Below are 16,582 nucleotides of genomic sequence, written 5' to 3' on the forward strand. Positions count from 1 at the left end.
TGGGGGAGAACCCTCCGGAGCTCGTCGAGGAGGACGGATGCTCGAAGACGGCATTGTTTTCGGCGCAGGGAGCTACACCACGGTGGCGGTGATCGCCGTCATCGCGGCCGCTGCCCTCGGGTGCGCCTTCGTGCTGCGCCGCCAGGTGCTGGCCGCACCTGATGGGACCGCGAAGATGCAGGACATCGGCCAGGCCGTGCAGGAGGGCGCGTCCGCCTACCTGAGACGACAGCTCCGCACCCTGGTGCTGTTCGCCGCGGTCGTGTTCGCGCTGCTCTTCCTGCTGCCGGGGGACGGGGGCGTCCGGGTCGGGCGTTCCGTCGCGTTCCTGTTCGGCGCCGGGTTCTCCGCAGCGATCGGCTACCTGGGCATGTGGCTCGCGGTGCGCGCCAACGTCCGCGTCGCCTCGGCCGCGACCCGGCCCGGCGGCCGGGCCGAGGGCGCCCGCATCGCCTTCCGCACCGGCGGCGTCGTCGGCATGTCCGTGGTGGGCCTGGGCCTGCTCGGCGCCGCGCTCGTCGTGCTCGTGTACGACGTCGACGCGCCCGCCGTGCTGGAGGGCTTCGGCTTCGGTGCCGCGCTGCTCGCCATGTTCATGCGCGTCGGCGGCGGCATCTTCACCAAGGCGGCCGACGTCGGCGCCGACCTGGTCGGCAAGGTCGAGCAGGGCATCCCCGAGGACGACCCGCGCAACGCGGCCACCATCGCGGACAACGTGGGCGACAACGTCGGCGACTGCGCCGGCATGGCGGCCGACCTCTTCGAGTCCTACGCCGTGACCCTCGTGGCCGCCCTCATCCTGGGCAAGGCCGCGATGGGCGAGGAGGGCCTCGTGTTCCCGCTGATCGTCACCGCGATCGGCGCGTTCGTCGCGCTGCTGGGCGTGTTCATCACCCGGGTGCGCGGGTCCGAGAGCGGGCTCGCCGCGATCAACCGCGGCTTCTACATCTCTGCCGTCGTGGGTGCCGTGCTCGCCGGGATCGCGGCCTTCGTGTACCTGCCGTCCTCGTTCGACCAGGTGCCCGGCACCGCCGACCTGTCCGGGGTGACCGCCGACCCGCGCGTCGTGTCCGCGCTGGCCGTGCTCATCGGCGTGGTGCTCGCGGGCGTCATCCTGTGGGTGACGGGCTACTTCACCGGCACGGACAAGAAGCCGACGCTGCACGTGGCCGAGACCTCGCGGACCGGAGCGGCGACCGTGGTGCTCTCCGGCATCGGCGTGGGCTTCGAGTCGGCCGTGTACACGGCCGGCATCATCGCCGCGGCGATCTGCGGCGTGTTCCTGCTGGCCGGCGGCTCGGTGCCGCTCGCGCTGTTCCTCGTGGCCCTCGCCGGCTGCGGCCTGCTCACCACGGTGGGCGTCATCGTCGCCATGGACACGTTCGGGCCGGTCAGCGACAACGCGCAGGGCATCGCCGAGATGTCGGGCGACGTCGACGAGGAGGGCGCGCAGATCCTCACCGACCTGGACGCCGTCGGCAACACCACCAAGGCCATCACCAAGGGCATCGCCATCGCCACGGCCGTGCTGGCCGCGACCGCGCTGTTCGGCTCGTACGCCGACGCCGTGTCGCACGCGCTGGCGCAGGTCAGCAGCGTCGGCGGCGGGCTGGTGACGTCGATGCTCAGCTACGAGATCATCTCGCCGGTCACCCTGGTCGGCGTGATCCTGGGTGGCGCGACCGTGTTCCTGTTCTCCGGGCTCGCGATCGACGCCGTGACGCGCGCGGCCGGCGCCATCGTGTTCGAGGTGCGCCGCCAGTTCCGCGAGCACCCGGGCATCATGACGTTCGACGAGCGCCCCGAGTACGGCAAGGTCGTGGACATCTGCACCCGCGACTCGCTGCGCGAGCTGGTCACCCCGGGTCTGCTGGCCGCCTTCGCGCCCATCGCGGTGGGCTTCGGGCTCGGCGTCGGGCCGCTGGCCGGCTTCCTGGCCGGGGCCATCGGCTCGGGCGTGCTCATGGCGATCTTCCTGGCCAACTCGGGCGGGGCCTGGGACAACGCGAAGAAGATCGTCGAGGACGGCAAGTTCGGTGGCAAGGGTTCCGACGCACACGCCGCGACCGTCATCGGTGACACCGTGGGCGACCCGTTCAAGGACACCGCGGGCCCGGCCATCAACCCGCTCATCAAGGTGATGAACCTGGTGGCGCTGCTGATCGCCCCGGCGGTCGTGGCGATCAGCGTGCCCGAGGACGCCAACCACGCGCTCCGGATCGGCATCGCGCTGGTGGCCGCCGCCGTGGCCTTCGGCGCCGTGATCTGGTCCCGCGTGCGCGCGGGCCGTACGGACGCGGCCCAGGAGTCGGAGCAGGACCGGGCCTCGGCCACGGTCTAGGTCACCACCAGTTCGGTAGGTTGCCCGACGGCCTGGCCGGGGGGGGGGGGGGGGGGGGGGGGGGGGGGGGGGGGGGGGGGGGGGGGGGGGGGGGGGGGGGGGGGGGGCGGCCCCCCCCGGCGCCCCCGGGGGGGCCCCCCCGGGGGCCCCCCCCGACCGAACGCATCAGTCGCGGGCCAGCATGTGACCGAACTCGCGCGCCGCCTGCGGGCCCTACTGGCCCACCCGGCCGTCGATGCACTCGCGGAGCAGGTCCGCGTGCCCCACGTGCCGTGCGTACTCCTCGACCATGTGCACCAGGACGTCGCGGACCGGGATCTCGTCCCCGCGCCGGGGCACCAGCCGGCCCAGGTCGTCCTCGGGCAGCGTCTCCAGCCAGGCGTCGGCGTCGCGCACCTCGCGCCGCCAGTCCTCCCACGCCTGGGCCACGACGGCCGGATCGGCCACCGCGTCCTCGAAGTCCACGTCGACGTCCGGCCGCGCCGGGTCGTGGTAGAGCGGGGGCAGGTCCTTGCCGCCACCCGCCAGCACCTCCTGGAACCACGCGCGCTCGACCTTGGCCAGGTGCCGCACCAGCCCGAGCAGGGAGAGGGTCGACGGCGGCACCGACCGGCGGGCCATCTGCTCGGCGTCGAGCCCCTCGCACTTCATCTCCAGCGTGATCCGGTAGTGCTTGAGGTAGTTCCAGAGGGTCTCCTTCTCACCCACCGGCTTGGCCAGCGCCTCGCGCGGGTCTTCGTCCGGGTCCGCCCACATGTCGGGGTAGACGGTGGCCTGGCTCCAGCGCTCCGTTGTCATGTGGCCCAGTGGACGTCCGTGCTCGCGACCGGTCAACGGAATATGCGACTGCCGTCGGGCGAACTGCGGCCGTATCCGGCAAAATGGGACACGCATACACCTCACCCGGGGTATGTGGAAAACCCGTTGCGACCGCTATCGTCTGCGGTGTTGTGCTATCGAGCGCCCTGCGGACGCAGGGTGCGGACGCCGACGCAGGAGCCCCCTCAGGGCAGACTCGGAGCAGGAGAAGGTCCCGTGAGTGCCGACACCGACCCGACCGAGGCCATACCTCAGGTCACGGCCGCGATGATCGCGAAGGCCGCGGCCCGGCGGCCCGCACCCTCCGACGTACCGCCGGCCGAGCCAGGCCGGGAGAGCACCCCGGACCGCACCCGGTCCGCGCAGCGCGCCGCGCAGCGGGAGACGGTGCCCGAGCAGCCCGCCGCGCCCGACGCCGAGCTCCCCGTCCGGTCGGGCCGGTCGTCGTTCACGTCCTCTGAGCCGTACGGCGACGGCCACACCGCGGCAGGCCACATCGCCGCCGCGCACCTGTCCTCGCTCGTCCAGATCCCCACGGTGTCGGCGGAGGACCCGGACGACGTCGACCACGAGGCCTTCGCCCGGCACCGGGCCGCGCTGGCGACGTTCTACCCCCGCGTGCACGCCCTGCAGAGCGAGCCGGTGGGCGAGCACGGCCTGCTGTTCCGGTGGCCCGGCAAGGGCCGCGAGGACGTGCTGCACCCCTTCCCGGTGGTCCTCATGGCGCACCAGGACGTGGCGCCGGTGCAGAGCGCCGACTGGGCGACCAACCCGTTCTCGGGCGAGATCCGGGACGGCGTCGTGCACGGCCGCGGCACGCTCGACGACAAGGGCAGCCTGGTCGCGGTGCTCGACGCCGTGGAGACGCTGCTCGGCGACGGCTTCGTGCCCGAGCGGGACGTCTGGCTCTTCTTCGGCGCGGACCAGGAGAGCGACGGGCAGTCCGCGGAGCGCGCCGTCCGGCGGCTGTACGAGCTGGGCGTGCGCCCGTGGCTCGTGCTCGACGGGGGCGGCGGGGTCGTGACCGATGCCGTCCCAGGCGTCGACCGCCAGGTGGCGATGGTCGGTGTCGCCGAGAAGGGTCTGGTCGGCGTGAACCTGTACACGACCGACGTCGGCGGCCATGCCGCGACCCCGGGCCGGCAGACCGCGACCGGGCGTCTCGCCCGCGCCGCGGCGCGCGTGAGCCGGTACCGGTTCGCCGCCCGCGTCGGTGCGCCCACGGTCACCATGCTGGAGCGGGTCTCGCCCGGCGCCAAGGGTTTCCGCGGCCTGCTGCTGCGGACGGCCACCCGGCTCGCCTCCGGGCCGCTGCGCACGGTCGCCGCGCGGATGATCGCGCGGGGCGGCCCCGAGGCGTCGGCCACGGTGCGCACGACGGTGGCGGTCACCGAGCTCGAGGGCAGCGTGGGACCGACCGTCGCGGCGTCGTCGGCCCGTGCGCGCCTCGACGTGCGGGTCGCGCTCGGTGACACGGTGGAGCGGACCGTGGCGCGGCTGCGCCGGGTGGTCCGGGACAAGCAGGTCGAGATCGAGGTCGTGGCGAGCAGCGAGCCGAGCGAGGTGTCGCCGTCCGACGGTCAGCAGTTCGCGCTGCTGGGCGAGGCGGTCGGCGCCGCGTACCCGGACGCGCTCGTGGTGCCCTACGTGCAGCTCACCTCGTCCGACGCGCGGACCTTCACCCCGATCAGCGACCACGTCTACCGGTTCAGCCCGTTCGTGCTGACCGCCGAGCAGCGGCAGTCGGTGCACGGTGCGGGCGAGCGCCTGAGCGTGGATTCCCTGGGTCGCGGCGTGCATTTCTATCGTGAGGTGCTGCGCAAGATCCCGGGCTGACCTGGGCATTCAACAAATCGCCGAAATTGGACTAAGTTCTCCCTTTACATCGGTGAGGGGGACGTCCATGAGCAGCTCCGCAGTACCGCCCACGGTACCGGGTGGGTCGCGTGCGCCCGTGCACGTCAACGTCCACACCTACCCGGCGCAGCTCCAGTACCCGCCGCGGACGTACCTCCTGTTCTCGGTGCTGGTGACGATCTTCTGCTTCTTTCCCACGGGACTGGTCGCGCTCTTCAGCGCGATGCGCGTCAATGCCCTCTGGAAGGCGCAACAACACGACAAAGCACGCAAAGCGTCTCGGCGTGCGCGCAACTGGGGTCTGCTCACGCTCGCCATCGGCATCGTCGTCATGGTGCTCGTGGTGTTCTGGTCGAGCATCACCTACCTGAACCGGTAGCAACTTCACCCGCCCTTCGCCACGTATCACACGATTGCCCTTCCTGTCCTCCCAGAGGTTGCGGGTAAAGTTCGCGGCTATGAGTGCGACACGGCGCAAGGGCTCACGGGGTGGTCGTGCTGCGTCCCGCGCCGGCGGGCCTCCTGCGTCCAACGCGCTCACCTGGGCAGAGAGCCTCGCGTCCGGCGATCCCGCACCCGGCGCCAGCGCCCTGGAGTGGGCCGAGGGCCTCGCGGCGAAGGAGCCTGCCCCCAGCCCGTGGGGCAGCGCGTCCGTCACGGCCACCGAGGCGCCTGCGACCGGCGACGACGGCGGCTCGCCCTGGGGTCCCGTCCCCGCACCGGCCGTCGCGGACCCGGAGGGGGAGTCCGACGCGAACCCCTGGGGTCCCGTCGCGGTCACGGAACCGCCGGTCGCACGCGGCCGCGGCAAGAGCTCCGGCGGCAAGGGCGGCAAGGCCCGGGGGCGGAGCAAGGGCAAGGGCGCCCGTTCCGGCGCCAAGGGCGCCCCCAAGAGCGACGCCGACGCCGCTCCCACCCCCGCCGGCGGCTTCCCGCTGAACGTCGGGCCGGTCGCCGACGTCGACGACGTACCGCCGCCCGCACCGGCCGAGGACGTCGCCCCGGCGAGCCCGGACGTGCTGCCCGACCCGGCGGACGCCCCCGCCGGCCGGACCGCCCCGAAGCCCGGCGCCGGGACCACGCGCCCCCGCGGCCGTCTCGACACCGCGCAGCAGAAGCGCATCAAGAGGACCCTGCGTCGTGGTCTGCCCCCGTTCCTGGACCGGCCCACGGTGCTCGTGTCGGCGGGTGTCGTCGCCGCCCTGCTGGGTCTGGGCACGGGCTGGGTGACGAGCCTGTCCTCGGGCGGCGGCCCGCTCTCGGCCGCGGACGCCGCGTCCTGCGCCCAGACCCAGATGGCGTGGACGCAGGCCGCCAACGCGCAGTCGGCGATGGTGGAGGACCAGCCCGAGACCCTGCGCAAGGGCTTCATCAACGCTCGCAACGCCCTGGAGGGCGTGACGCCGCCCGAGGCCATCGCCGAGGACTGGGCCGTGGCGTTCACGTACTACTCGACCGTCGCGAACAACATCGAGAAGGTGAAGGCCGACGACGGCCCGGCGGTCACCTCCGCCGTCGGCGGCGCGCAGGAGGAGCTGGACACCCAGGCCATGGTGGCCGCCTCCCAGCGCGTGCAGGAGTACGTGGCGTCCAACTGCCAGGGCTGACGCGACCCGTCCCGGCTTCTGCGGGCAGGATGGGCCCGTGCAGCCTCCTGTGACCGACCCTGCCCTCGTCGCCTCGCTCCGCGCCGACCTGGGTTCCAGCTCCTACGACGTCGACGGCGTCGAGGACCTCCTCGGACCGCTCGCCGCCGCGGCGCTGCACCGCGAGCAGCCGTTGCCGGCCCGGCGCGCCGTCGCCGGGGCGGTCGCCGGCGTCGCGTCGTCCCACCACGACCCGCGTGCCACGCTGGCCGCCCTCTTCCTCCTCGGCCTGCCCGTGCCGCGCGCCGCGCTCGACCGCGCGCTGCCCGCGACCGGCACGGCGGGCGCCGAGCGCCTCGGCCTGGTCACGACCAGCGGCGCGGGGGACGACGACGAGGTGCGCGCCGTCGCGGACCTGCGTCCGTACTCCTCCGTCGACGCCGTCGGCGACGCCCGCTGGTGGCTGGCCTCCGACCTGGGCGAGCTGGCCACGGGTGGCCGCCTCGCCACCGACCACGTGCTCGGCGCCGGCGGCGCGTCGCTGACGCTCGCGCAGGTCACCGTGCGCGAGCCGACCGGACGGGTGCTGGACCTCGGCACCGGATGCGGCATCCAGGCGCTCCATGCCGCCCGGCACGCGCGACGGGTGGTCGCCACCGACATCTCGCGGCGCGCGCTCGCGTTCGCGGGGCTCAACGTGGCCCTCAACGCACCGTCCGGGGTGGACGTCGAGCTGCGGCAGGGGTCGATGCTGGAGCCGGTGGCCGGGGAGCGGTTCGACCTCGTGGTCTCCAACCCGCCGTTCGTCATCACGCCGCACGCAGGGGCTGCCGGACGGGCCGTCGCCGACGCCCTGGGCGACTACGAGTACCGCGACGGCGGCCGGGCGGGCGACGACCTGGTCCGCGACCTGATCCTCGGCGTGGGCGGGGTGCTGGCGCCGGGCGGCGTGGCCCAGCTCCTCGGCAACTGGGAGCACCGGCGGGGTGAGCCCTGGGCCGAGCGGGTCGGCGCCTGGCTGGACCAGGCGGGGCTGGATGGCTGGATCATCCAGCGCGAGGTGCTCGACCCCGCCGAGTACGCCGAGACCTGGATCCGCGACGGCGGCACCACCCCCGACCGCGAGCCGGACGCCTGGGCGGCGGCGTACGGCGCGTGGCTCGACGACTTCGCGACCCGCGACGTCGAGGCGGTGGGCTTCGGGATCGTGACCCTGCGGCGCCCGGAGTCGGGGCGCCCCACGCTGCGCCGCCTGGAGGAGCACACGGGCTCCGTGCGCCAGCCGCTCGGTGCGCACATCGCGCGCAGCCTCGCGGGGCACGACTGGCTCGCGGCCCGCGACGACGCCACGCTCGCCGCGGCCCGCCTGGTCACCGCCGCCGACGTCACCGAGGAGCGGTACCTGACCCCCGGCGCGGCGGACCCGAACGTCGTGATCCTGCGGCAGGGCGACGGCCTCGGCCGTGGCGTCCAGGCGTCGAGCCCGCTGGCGGCCCTGGTGGGCGCGTGCGACGGCGAGCTCACGGTGGGGCAGATCGTCGGCGCGCTCGCGGCGCTGTTCGAGGTGCCCGCGGACGCCCTGGCCGGAGAGCTGCTCCCGGCCGTCCGTGACCTGGTCCGGGACGGTTTCCTGGCGGAATGACGGCCCGTCGTCGGAACCCTCGTACCCGGCCGATCCGCGGTGGGACGCTCGTTTCCGGGACGTAACGGTCAGGCGTGTCCGCCGATAAATCTTGGCCGAAACCGAGACAACTGCGGACATGACAGTTATTTTCCAACGTGTGGAACTCGACATGCGGCACTTGAGGATGGTTGTCGCTGTTGCCGAGTCGGGCAGCGTCACGAAGGCGGCCGCTGCTCTCGGCATCGCGCAGCCGGCGTTGACCGCGCAGCTCAACCGCATCGACCGGTCGTTGGGCGGCACCGTGTTCGTCCGCGACCGGTTCGGTGCCCGCCCGACCGAGCTGGGGGAGCTGATCCTCCGGCACGCCCGGGTGCTCCTGCCGGCCATGGCCGCCCTCGCGGACGACGCCGAACGGCTCGTCAACGGCGACGTCGCCCGCGGGGAGACGGTGCGGGTGGGCATCACCGGCACGTCGCTGGGCGGGTTGTTCGTCAACCAGCTGCACATCGCGATCCCGGGCGCCCAGGTCACCACCGCCATGCCCCACCTGGCGGACGACGTGGCGTCCCGGCTCGCGCGCGGCACCATCGACGTCGGGCTGGTCGGCATGTGCTCCGACGTCTCGCCGCCGGCCGCCGTGGAGGTCGCCTGGACCCGGGTCTGCACCGACCCGATGTTCGTGCTCATCGACGAGCACCACCCGTACGCGGGCAAGCCCGAGGTCTCGCTCGCCGAGCTGGCCGAGGAGCAGTGGCTCTGCGTGCCGTCGCACGGCTGCCTCGAGGAGTGCTTCGTGTCGGCGTGCGTGCGCGCCGGGTTCACGCCCCGCGGCATGGGCGAGGCCGAGTGGACCACCGCCGTGGACCAGGTGCGGGCGGGCCGTGCGGTGGCGCTCGTGGAACCCGGCCAGCTCGACCCGCCGGGGGTCGTGACGGTGCCGCTGGCGGGCGCGCCCCTGCGCCGTACCCACTACCTCGGCTGGCGGCACGACGCGGACCTGCGCGTGGATGTGGAGGCCGTCGAGGGCGCCGCGCACCGCGCCCACCGCGACGCCGTGCGCCGCAGCCCGCAGTACGAGCAGTGGCTGGCGATGTACGGGATGCTCGGCTGAGCCGAAGGTGGCACCGCAGGGTCGGCCGAGCACGACACGGCTGAGCTGACCCCGTACGTGGTTTGCCCTCCATAGGAAATATGTATGACCTGAGTGTGATCTGGGCGTGACGTCCAACTCCTCCTACGGTGAGCGGGCGGGTGAAAAATCACCTGCGGGTGGAACTTCACCCTCTTCGACCCGAGGAGTCGCTGGAGATGAGACGCACTTCCCTCCGGGGCGTCGCCGTGGCAACCGCCACCGTGGGCCTCTTTGCCGGCACCATCAACGCCGTCGCCGCTGCCGGTTCCACCGATGCGGGGTCCGCCGCGGGCTACGCGCCGGGCCTGGTCGCCGCGATGGAGCGCGACCTGGGCCTGAGCGCCGCCGAGGCCGTGGACCGGCTCGCGGTCCAGGAGACCCTGGCCGACACGCAGCACAGCCTGGAGAAGTCGCTCGGCGCCTCGTACGGCGGCGCCTGGGTCGAGGGCGCGGACGCGCTGCACGTGGCCGTGACCGACGCCGCCGAGGCGGCCACCGTCCGTGCGGCCGGGGCCACCCCCGTCACCGTCGACAACTCGCTGACGGCACTGGACGCCTGGACGGCGGACCTGGACGGCGCGCTGTCCTCCTCCGACGTGACCTCGTACCACGTGGACGTGGAGACCAACGAGATCGTCGTAGACGTGGTCGAGGGTGCCACCGCGGACGTCGCGGCCGCCGTCGCCGAGGCCGGGGTCCCGGCGTCGGCCGTGTCGCTCACCGAGGCCACGGAGCGTCCGCGGACCTTCGCCGACGTGATCGGCGGCGAGGCGTACTTCATCGACGGCAGCGCGCGCTGCTCGGTCGGCTTCGCGGTCACCGGCGGGTTCGTCTCGGCCGGCCACTGCGGTTCGGTGGGCTCGACGGCCAGCGAGCCGTCCGGCACGTTCGAGGTCTCGGAGTTCCCGGGCAGCGACTACAGCTACGTCTCGGTCGACTCGGACACCCCGGTCGGCGTGGTGGACGACTGGAACGGCGGTACGGTCGCCGTCGAGGGCTCCACGCCCGCCGCGGTCGGTGCGTCCGTCTGCCGCTCCGGTTCCACGACCGGCTGGCACTGCGGCACCATCGAGGCGCTCAACGCCACGGTGAACTACGCCGAGGGCACCGTCACGGGCCTCATCCAGACCGACGTCTGCGCGGAGCCGGGCGACTCGGGCGGCTCGCTGCTCGCCGGTTCGCAGGCCCAGGGCATGACCTCCGGGGGCAGCGGCAACTGCTCCTCCGGCGGCCAGACCTTCTTCCAGCCCGTCGGTGAGGCGCTGAGCGCCGCCGGGGTGGACCTGCTGACCAACTGACCGGCCCGTCGAGGTGCGGGTGGGGGCTTCCCCTACCCGCATCTCGGCATGTCCGCATATTCCCCCGATATGGCCTAAACGGTATCTGGGAGTTGCCTGAAAGCGACCCTACGCTGTCCGGCACTGGGTGAATCCATTGCCCCGACGACAAGGAGTCGCTGGACATGAGACGCACATCCTTCAGAGCCGTCACGGTGGCCACCGCCGCCGCGACCCTCCTCGCCGCCAGCATCACCGCCGCCACCACCGGCACCGCGGCCGGAACCGACCAGTCCGAGACGTCCGGCTACGCGCCGGGCATGGTCGCCGCCATGGAGCGCGACCTCGGCCTCAGCACGGCGGAGGCGGTGGACCGCCTCCGGACCGACGAGGCGCTGTCCGCCACGCAGCACGCCATCGCGAAGTCCCTCGACTCGGGGTACGCGGGCGCATGGGTCGAGGGCGACGAGCTGTTCGTCGCCGTGACCGACAAGGCCGGGGCCGCCGAGGTCCGTGCCGCCGGTGCCACCGCCGTCACCGTCGGCCGGTCCCTGGACCGCCTCGACCGCCTCGCCACGCAGGCCTTCCGAGCCGCGCCGGAGGCGAAGGTCGCGGGCGCCTACGTGGACGTCGAGTCGAACTCGGTGATCCTGGAGGTCGCCGAGGGCGCGACGGGCGCCGTCTCCGCCGCCGTGCGCGCGGCGGGCGTCCCCACGAGCGCCGTCTCCGTCGTCGAGGTGACCGAGATGCCCCGCACGTTCATCAACGTGATCGGCGGCAACGCCTACTACATCGGCGGCGCCCGTTGCTCGGTCGGCTTCTCGGCCACCGGCGGCTTCGTCACCGCGGGCCACTGCGGCTCGCGCGGCGCCACGACCAGCCAGCCGAGCGGCACCTTCCAGGTGTCCTCGTTCCCGGGCAACGACTACGCCTACGTCAGCACGGGCAGCGACGACACCCCGGTCGGCGCCGTGAACAACTACAGCGGCGGCACCGTCAACGTCGCGGGCTCGACGGCGGCCGCCGTCGGCGCCACGGTCTGCCGGTCCGGCTCCACCACCGGCTGGCACTGCGGCACCATCCAGGCCCTGAACGCCTCGGTCACCTACGCCGAGGGCACCGTGACCGGCCTCATCCGCACCAACGTCTGCGCCGAGCCGGGCGACTCCGGCGGCTCGCTCCTGGCCGGTACGCAGGCCCAGGGCATGACCTCCGGCGGCAGCGGCAACTGCTCCTCCGGTGGCACCACGTACTTCCAGCCGGTGAACGAGGCGCTCAGCGCCGCGGGCGTCTCGCTGGTCACGGGCGGCGGCGGGACCACCCCGCCCGCCGGCTGCACGGGCTACGAGTCGGCGTTCAGCGGCTCGCTGAGCTCGGGCGGGCAGGCGGCGGAGCCGGGCACCACCGGGTTCTCCGCGCTGAGCGGCACGATCACGGGCTGCCTCGACGGCCCGAGCGGCACGGACTTCGACCTCTACCTGCAGAAGTCCAGCAGCGGCTCGTGGGTCACCGTGGCGCAGGGCATCACGGCGTCGCCCGACGAGACCGTGACCTACTCGGGCACGTCCGGGACCTACCGCTGGGTCGTGGACGCGTACTCGGGTTCGGGCTCCTACACGGGTGGCTGGTCGACCAACCCGTGACCGGATGACGTGCCGGGTGGGGGGGGGGGGCCCCCCCCCCCCCCCCCCCCCCCCCCCCGCCCGGGGCCCGCCCCCCCCCGCCGCCCCCCCCCCCCGGGCCCCCCCCGCCCCCCCCGGGGCCCCCCCCGGGGGGGGGGGGCCCCCCCCCCGGGGCCGGGTGGCGGGGGGGGGGGGGGGGGCCCCCCCCCCCCCCCCCCCCGCCACGTCAGGACGTCAGGGCCGGGCCGTGGACTGGCGCACCAGCAGGAGGGCCGCGAACGAGGCCAGGGTGACCGCCGTCACCCCGAGCATGCCGCCCATGTAGGCCGTGAGGTCGCCGCCCAGCGGCAGCCCCCAGCCGTAGCCCCGCACGCTCCCGAGCGCGCCGACGGCGAGGATGCCGCTCCCCGCCGCGCCGAGCAGCAGGAGCCCCGCGGTGCCCGACGTCCCGGCCCCCGTGCCGGCGCGCGGCTCGTCGAGCGAGGAGGACGAGCTCAGGGCGCAGACCCCGGCGCCCCAGGCGAGCACCACGAGGATGGCGGCGACGACGTCGGACGGCCGGTGCCACTGCCCGACGAGCGTCGACACCCCTGTGGCCCCCGTGTAGGCGGCGCCGGCCACCGCGACGAGCGGACGCCAGCGCCGGGGCACCGCGATCAGGAGGCCCGCCGCGACGGACGCGGCGACGGTCGTGTGCCCGCTCGGCAGGGTGTTCACGTCGGCGCGGGCGACGTCGAGCAGGGCCGGACGGTCGAGCACCACGTGCTTGAGCACCTGCGTGGTGAGGTTCGAGCCGGCCACCAGGACGGCGACCTGCGCCGCGAGCCACCAGCGCCCGCGCACCAGCGCGAGCACGACGGCGGCGGCCAGGCCGAGCCCCACGAACGTGTTGGACACCACACCGAGCACCGGCTCGGCGAGCTCCCAGAGCACACCCTGGCCGCGTGCCGCACCCTCCAGCGCGAGCTGGTCGGCGTACTGGCCCCGCCCCGAGACGACAAAGGTGTCCCAGGTGGCCCACAGGCCCCAGGCGGCCAGGACGGCGACCACCGCGGCCGTCACGAGCGGTCCGGTCCGGGGCCGCAGCCTCGGCCCGCGCGCCGGCATCGGGTGCCCGCTGGCGACGGCGGGCGCCGGGTGCGGTCCGCCCGGCGGCGGAAGGGTACGGTCCGTCATGGAGCCACCGTAGAGGACCGGCCTGGAGAGACCGTGTGCCTGGTGTGAGGCTCCGCGGTCGTCATGCCGTAGGTGAAAATCACCACGGTCATGTGAAACCGCCGGGCAACCGGATCTCGGCCGGATAGGGTGCGATCCGTCGCGCCTGGCGTACCGTGAACTCTCCAACGCCACTCGGCGCTCAACCCCCAGACCCCGCAGGAAGCAGGCAGGACCGGATGTCCCAGGCACGCAAGCTCGTGATCGTGGAGTCGCCCACGAAGGCTCGAAAGATCCAGAGCTATCTCGGCGACGACTACGAGGTCGAGGCGAGCGTCGGCCACATCCGTGACCTCCCGCAGCCGAAGGACCTGCCCACGGAGATGAAGAAGGGGCCCTACGGCAAGTTCGCCGTGGACGTCGACAACGGGTTCGACCCGTACTACGTGGTGCACGCCGACAAGAAGAAGAAGGTCAGCGAGCTCAAGAAGGCCCTCAAGGACGCCGACGAGCTCTTCCTCGCCACCGACGAGGACCGCGAGGGCGAGGCCATCGCGTGGCACCTGATCCAGGAGCTCAAGCCCAAGGTCCCGGTCAAGCGCATGGTGTTCCACGAGATCACCCGGGACGCGATCCTCCGGGCGCTGGAGAACACGCGCGAGCTGGACCAGGACCTCGTCGACGCGCAGGAGACCCGGCGCATCCTGGACCGCCTGTACGGCTACGAGGTCTCGCCCGTGCTGTGGCGCAAGGTGCGCCAGGGCCTGTCCGCGGGCCGCGTGCAGTCGGTGGCGACCCGCCTCGTGGTGGAGCGCGAGCGGGAGCGCATGGCGTTCGTGCCCGCCGACTACTGGGACGTGGCGGGCACCTTCGCGGTGGCGGACGACGGCCAGCCCTCCTTCCGTGCGCGGCTCACCCAGCTCGCCGGTGACAAGGTCGCCTCCGGCCGCGACTTCGACGACCGGGGCCGGCTCAAGGTCCGCACCGGTGTGGTGCAGCTCGACGAGGCGACGGCGAACGCCGTGGTCGCCGGGCTCGAGGCCGCCGACTTCTCGGTGCGCAGCCTGGAGACCAAGCCCTACACGCGGCGTCCGGCCGCGCCGTTCACCACCTCCACCATGCAGCAGGAGGCGGGCCGCAAGCTGCGCATGTCGTCGCGGCAGGCGATGCGCACCGCGCAGGCCCTGTACGAGAACGGCTACATCACCTACATGCGTACCGACAGCCCCTCGCTGTCGAAGGAGGCCACCGACGCCGCCCGGCGCCAGGCCGCGGAGCTGTACGGCCCCGAGTACGTGCCGGGCGCGCCCCGGCTGTACCAGTCCAAGTCGAAGGGCGCCCAGGAGGCGCACGAGGCGATCCGCCCGGCGGGCGACTCGTTCCGCACCCCGGCCCAGGTCGCCGGCGAGCTCAGCGGCGACCAGTTCCGCCTGTACGAGCTGATCTGGAAGCGCACCGTCGCCTCCCAGATGGCCGACGCCAAGGGGTCGACGGCGTCCGTGCGGCTCGGCGCCGTCGTCGTGGGCGGTCCGCGGGACGGCCAGGAGGCGGTGTTCTCGGCGTCGGGCACGGTCATCACCTTCCGCGGCTTCCTGGCCGCGTACGAGGAGGGCGCCGACGCCGACAGCGAGAGCGAGGGTGCCGCGGCGGCGAAGGAGACCCGCCTGCCCACCATGGCCGAGGGCGACGCGCTGACCGGCACCGACCTCGCGGCCGACGGGCACTCCACGACGCCGCCCGCCCGGTACACCGAGGCGTCGCTGGTCAAGGCGCTGGAGGAGCGCGGCATCGGCCGCCCGTCCACGTACGCCGCCACGATCTCGACGATCCAGGACCGCGGCTACGTCATCACGCGCGGTCAGGCGCTGGTGCCGACGTGGCTCGCGTTCGCTGTGGTGCGCCTGCTGGAGGAGCACTTCGACCGGCTGGTCGACTACGACTTCACGGCCACCATGGAGGCCGACCTCGACCAGATCGCCGCCGGGTCGCGCGAGCGGGTGGCGTGGCTCAAGGAGTTCTACTTCGGCGAGGCCCCCGGCAACCTCGGCACGTCCGACCAGCTCGGCGTGGACAGCGACGGCGGCGGTCTGCGCGCCCTCGTGGAGAACCTCGGGGAGATCGACGCGGCCGCGATCAACTCGGTGGACATCGGCGAGGGCATCCGTGTCCGCGTGGGCCGGTACGGCCCGTACGTCGAGGACCTCTCGGCCGAGGTGGAGGAGGGCAAGAACCCGCCCCGCGCCTCGGTGCCGGACGACGTCGCGCCCGACGAGCTGACCGTCGAGCGGGCGCGCGAGCTGCTGGCGGCCGGCGCCGACGACGGCCGCGTGCTCGGCGTGCACCCCGAGACGGGCAACCCCGTCGTCGCGAAGAACGGCCGGTACGGCCCGTACGTGACGGAGCAGCTGCCCGAGCCGGACCTCGACCCGGACCTGTCGGCCGCGGCGAAGAAGCGTGCGCTGGCCGCGCTGCCCAAGCCGAGGACGGCGTCGCTGCTCAAGACGCAGTCGCTGGACTCGGTGACACTGGAGGACGCCCTGCAGCTCATGTCGCTGCCGCGGGTGGTAGGCGTGGACCCGGAGTCGGGCGACGAGATCACCGCCCAGAACGGCCGCTACGGGCCCTACCTCAAGAAGGGCACGGACTCGCGGACGCTGCCGACCGAGGAGGCCATCTTCACGGTCACCCTGGACGAGGCGCTGGAGATCTACAAGCAGCCGAAGCGCGGCCGGGGCCGCACGGCCACGCCGCCGCTGCGCGAGCTCGGCGACGACCCGAACAGCGGCAAGCCGATCCAGGTCAAGGACGGCCGGTTCGGGCCCTACGTGACCGACGGCGAGACCAACCGCACCCTGCCGCGCGACCTGACGCCGGAGACGGTCACCGCCGAGCGCGCGATCGAGCTGCTCGCCGAGAAGCGGGCCCAGGGCCCGGCGAAGAAGCGCACGACCCGCTCGACGGCGGCCAAGAAGCCTGCGGCGAAGACGGCCGCCAAGAAGCCGGCCACCAAGAAGGCGTCGAGCGCCAAGAAGTGAGCCGTGGGGGGGGGGGGGGGCCCCCCCCCCCGGCCCCCCCCCCGGGGGGGCGCCCCGGGGGGGGGGGCCCCCGTCGGCACGTGCGGGCGGAATCCTCCCGTACGCTTGCTGCAAGCGTTACACCGATAATCCCC

Annotated in this window: 11 protein-coding genes; 9 read left to right on the forward strand and 2 right to left on the reverse strand. The window is 73.7% G+C overall.

Features of this window, described 5'->3' with window-relative positions; translation table 11 throughout:
- Positions 1-37 precede the first annotated feature (37 nt).
- Positions 38-2,341, forward strand: coding sequence for a sodium-translocating pyrophosphatase (locus ACIBBF_RS23245; protein ID WP_397418155.1), 2,304 nt, complete (start codon positions 38-40; stop codon positions 2,339-2,341).
- Between the two features lie 213 nt (positions 2,342-2,554).
- Here ACIBBF_RS23245 and ACIBBF_RS23250 read toward each other — a convergent pair whose 3' ends face one another.
- Entirely contained in the window at positions 2,555-3,139 is a 585-nt protein-coding gene (locus ACIBBF_RS23250) for a DinB family protein (protein ID WP_397418158.1), read from the reverse strand.
- Positions 3,140-3,376: 237 nt separating this feature from the next.
- On the opposite strand from ACIBBF_RS23250, the gene ACIBBF_RS23255 reads away from it, so the two are divergent.
- From ACIBBF_RS23255 to ACIBBF_RS23285, 7 genes are all read left to right on the forward strand, one after another.
- Positions 3,377-4,996 (forward strand): M20/M25/M40 family metallo-hydrolase, encoded by a 1,620-nt coding sequence (locus ACIBBF_RS23255; protein ID WP_397418161.1) that lies wholly within the window; start codon positions 3,377-3,379, stop codon positions 4,994-4,996.
- Between the two features lie 67 nt (positions 4,997-5,063).
- Positions 5,064-5,396 (forward strand): CD225/dispanin family protein, encoded by a 333-nt coding sequence (locus ACIBBF_RS23260; protein WP_397418164.1) that lies wholly within the window; start codon positions 5,064-5,066, stop codon positions 5,394-5,396.
- A gap of 79 nt (positions 5,397-5,475) precedes the next feature.
- The gene (locus ACIBBF_RS23265; protein ID WP_397418167.1) at positions 5,476-6,624 is read left to right on the forward strand and encodes a hypothetical protein; all 1,149 of its coding nucleotides are present in this window, start codon (positions 5,476-5,478) and stop codon (positions 6,622-6,624) included.
- 37 nt (positions 6,625-6,661) lie between these two features.
- Positions 6,662-8,245: a methyltransferase gene (locus tag ACIBBF_RS23270; protein WP_397418169.1), complete on the forward strand. Its 1,584-nt coding sequence runs from the start codon at positions 6,662-6,664 to the stop codon at positions 8,243-8,245.
- A 151-nt stretch (positions 8,246-8,396) separates the two neighbouring features.
- Positions 8,397-9,338 carry a LysR family transcriptional regulator gene (locus ACIBBF_RS23275; protein WP_397418171.1) on the forward strand — a complete coding sequence of 314 codons (942 nt, stop codon included), beginning with the start codon at positions 8,397-8,399 and terminating at the stop codon, positions 9,336-9,338.
- 197 nt (positions 9,339-9,535) lie between these two features.
- Positions 9,536-10,657, forward strand: a complete 1,122-nt coding sequence (locus ACIBBF_RS23280; protein ID WP_397418174.1) for a S1 family peptidase — start codon at positions 9,536-9,538, stop codon at positions 10,655-10,657.
- Between the two features lie 164 nt (positions 10,658-10,821).
- A complete protein-coding gene (locus ACIBBF_RS23285) occupies positions 10,822-12,279 on the forward strand; it encodes a S1 family peptidase (RefSeq protein ID WP_397418176.1) in 1,458 nt (485 codons plus the stop codon).
- 213 nt (positions 12,280-12,492) lie between these two features.
- On the opposite strand, the gene ACIBBF_RS23290 is transcribed toward ACIBBF_RS23285, so the two are convergent.
- A complete protein-coding gene (locus ACIBBF_RS23290; protein WP_397418179.1) occupies positions 12,493-13,434 on the reverse strand; it encodes a phosphatase PAP2 family protein in 942 nt (313 codons plus the stop codon).
- A 218-nt stretch (positions 13,435-13,652) separates the two neighbouring features.
- Between ACIBBF_RS23290 and topA the strand changes: the two genes are divergently transcribed.
- Positions 13,653-16,448, forward strand: coding sequence for a type I DNA topoisomerase (topA, locus tag ACIBBF_RS23295; RefSeq protein WP_397418182.1), 2,796 nt, complete (start codon positions 13,653-13,655; stop codon positions 16,446-16,448).
- The last annotated feature ends 134 nt before the right edge of the window (positions 16,449-16,582 follow it).

Origin of the sequence: Promicromonospora sp. NPDC050880 (assembly GCF_044456525.1) — a bacterium.
GTDB lineage: Bacteria > Actinomycetota > Actinomycetes > Actinomycetales > Cellulomonadaceae > Promicromonospora.

Excerpts from the sequence above, each read along its gene's own strand:
- ACIBBF_RS23245 (WP_397418155.1), top strand. The coding sequence starts at position 38 with ATGCTCGAAGACGGCATTGTTTTCGGCGCAGGGAGCTACACCACGGTG.
- ACIBBF_RS23250 (WP_397418158.1), bottom strand. The coding sequence starts at position 3,139 with ATGACAACGGAGCGCTGGAGCCAGGCCACCGTCTACCCCGACATGTGG.
- ACIBBF_RS23260 (WP_397418164.1), top strand. The coding sequence starts at position 5,064 with ATGAGCAGCTCCGCAGTACCGCCCACGGTACCGGGTGGGTCGCGTGCG.
- ACIBBF_RS23265 (WP_397418167.1), top strand. The coding sequence starts at position 5,476 with ATGAGTGCGACACGGCGCAAGGGCTCACGGGGTGGTCGTGCTGCGTCC.
- ACIBBF_RS23275 (WP_397418171.1), top strand. The coding sequence starts at position 8,397 with ATGCGGCACTTGAGGATGGTTGTCGCTGTTGCCGAGTCGGGCAGCGTC.
- ACIBBF_RS23280 (WP_397418174.1), top strand. The coding sequence starts at position 9,536 with ATGAGACGCACTTCCCTCCGGGGCGTCGCCGTGGCAACCGCCACCGTG.
- ACIBBF_RS23285 (WP_397418176.1), top strand. The coding sequence starts at position 10,822 with ATGAGACGCACATCCTTCAGAGCCGTCACGGTGGCCACCGCCGCCGCG.
- ACIBBF_RS23290 (WP_397418179.1), bottom strand. The coding sequence starts at position 13,434 with ATGACGGACCGTACCCTTCCGCCGCCGGGCGGACCGCACCCGGCGCCC.
- topA (WP_397418182.1), top strand. The coding sequence starts at position 13,653 with ATGTCCCAGGCACGCAAGCTCGTGATCGTGGAGTCGCCCACGAAGGCT.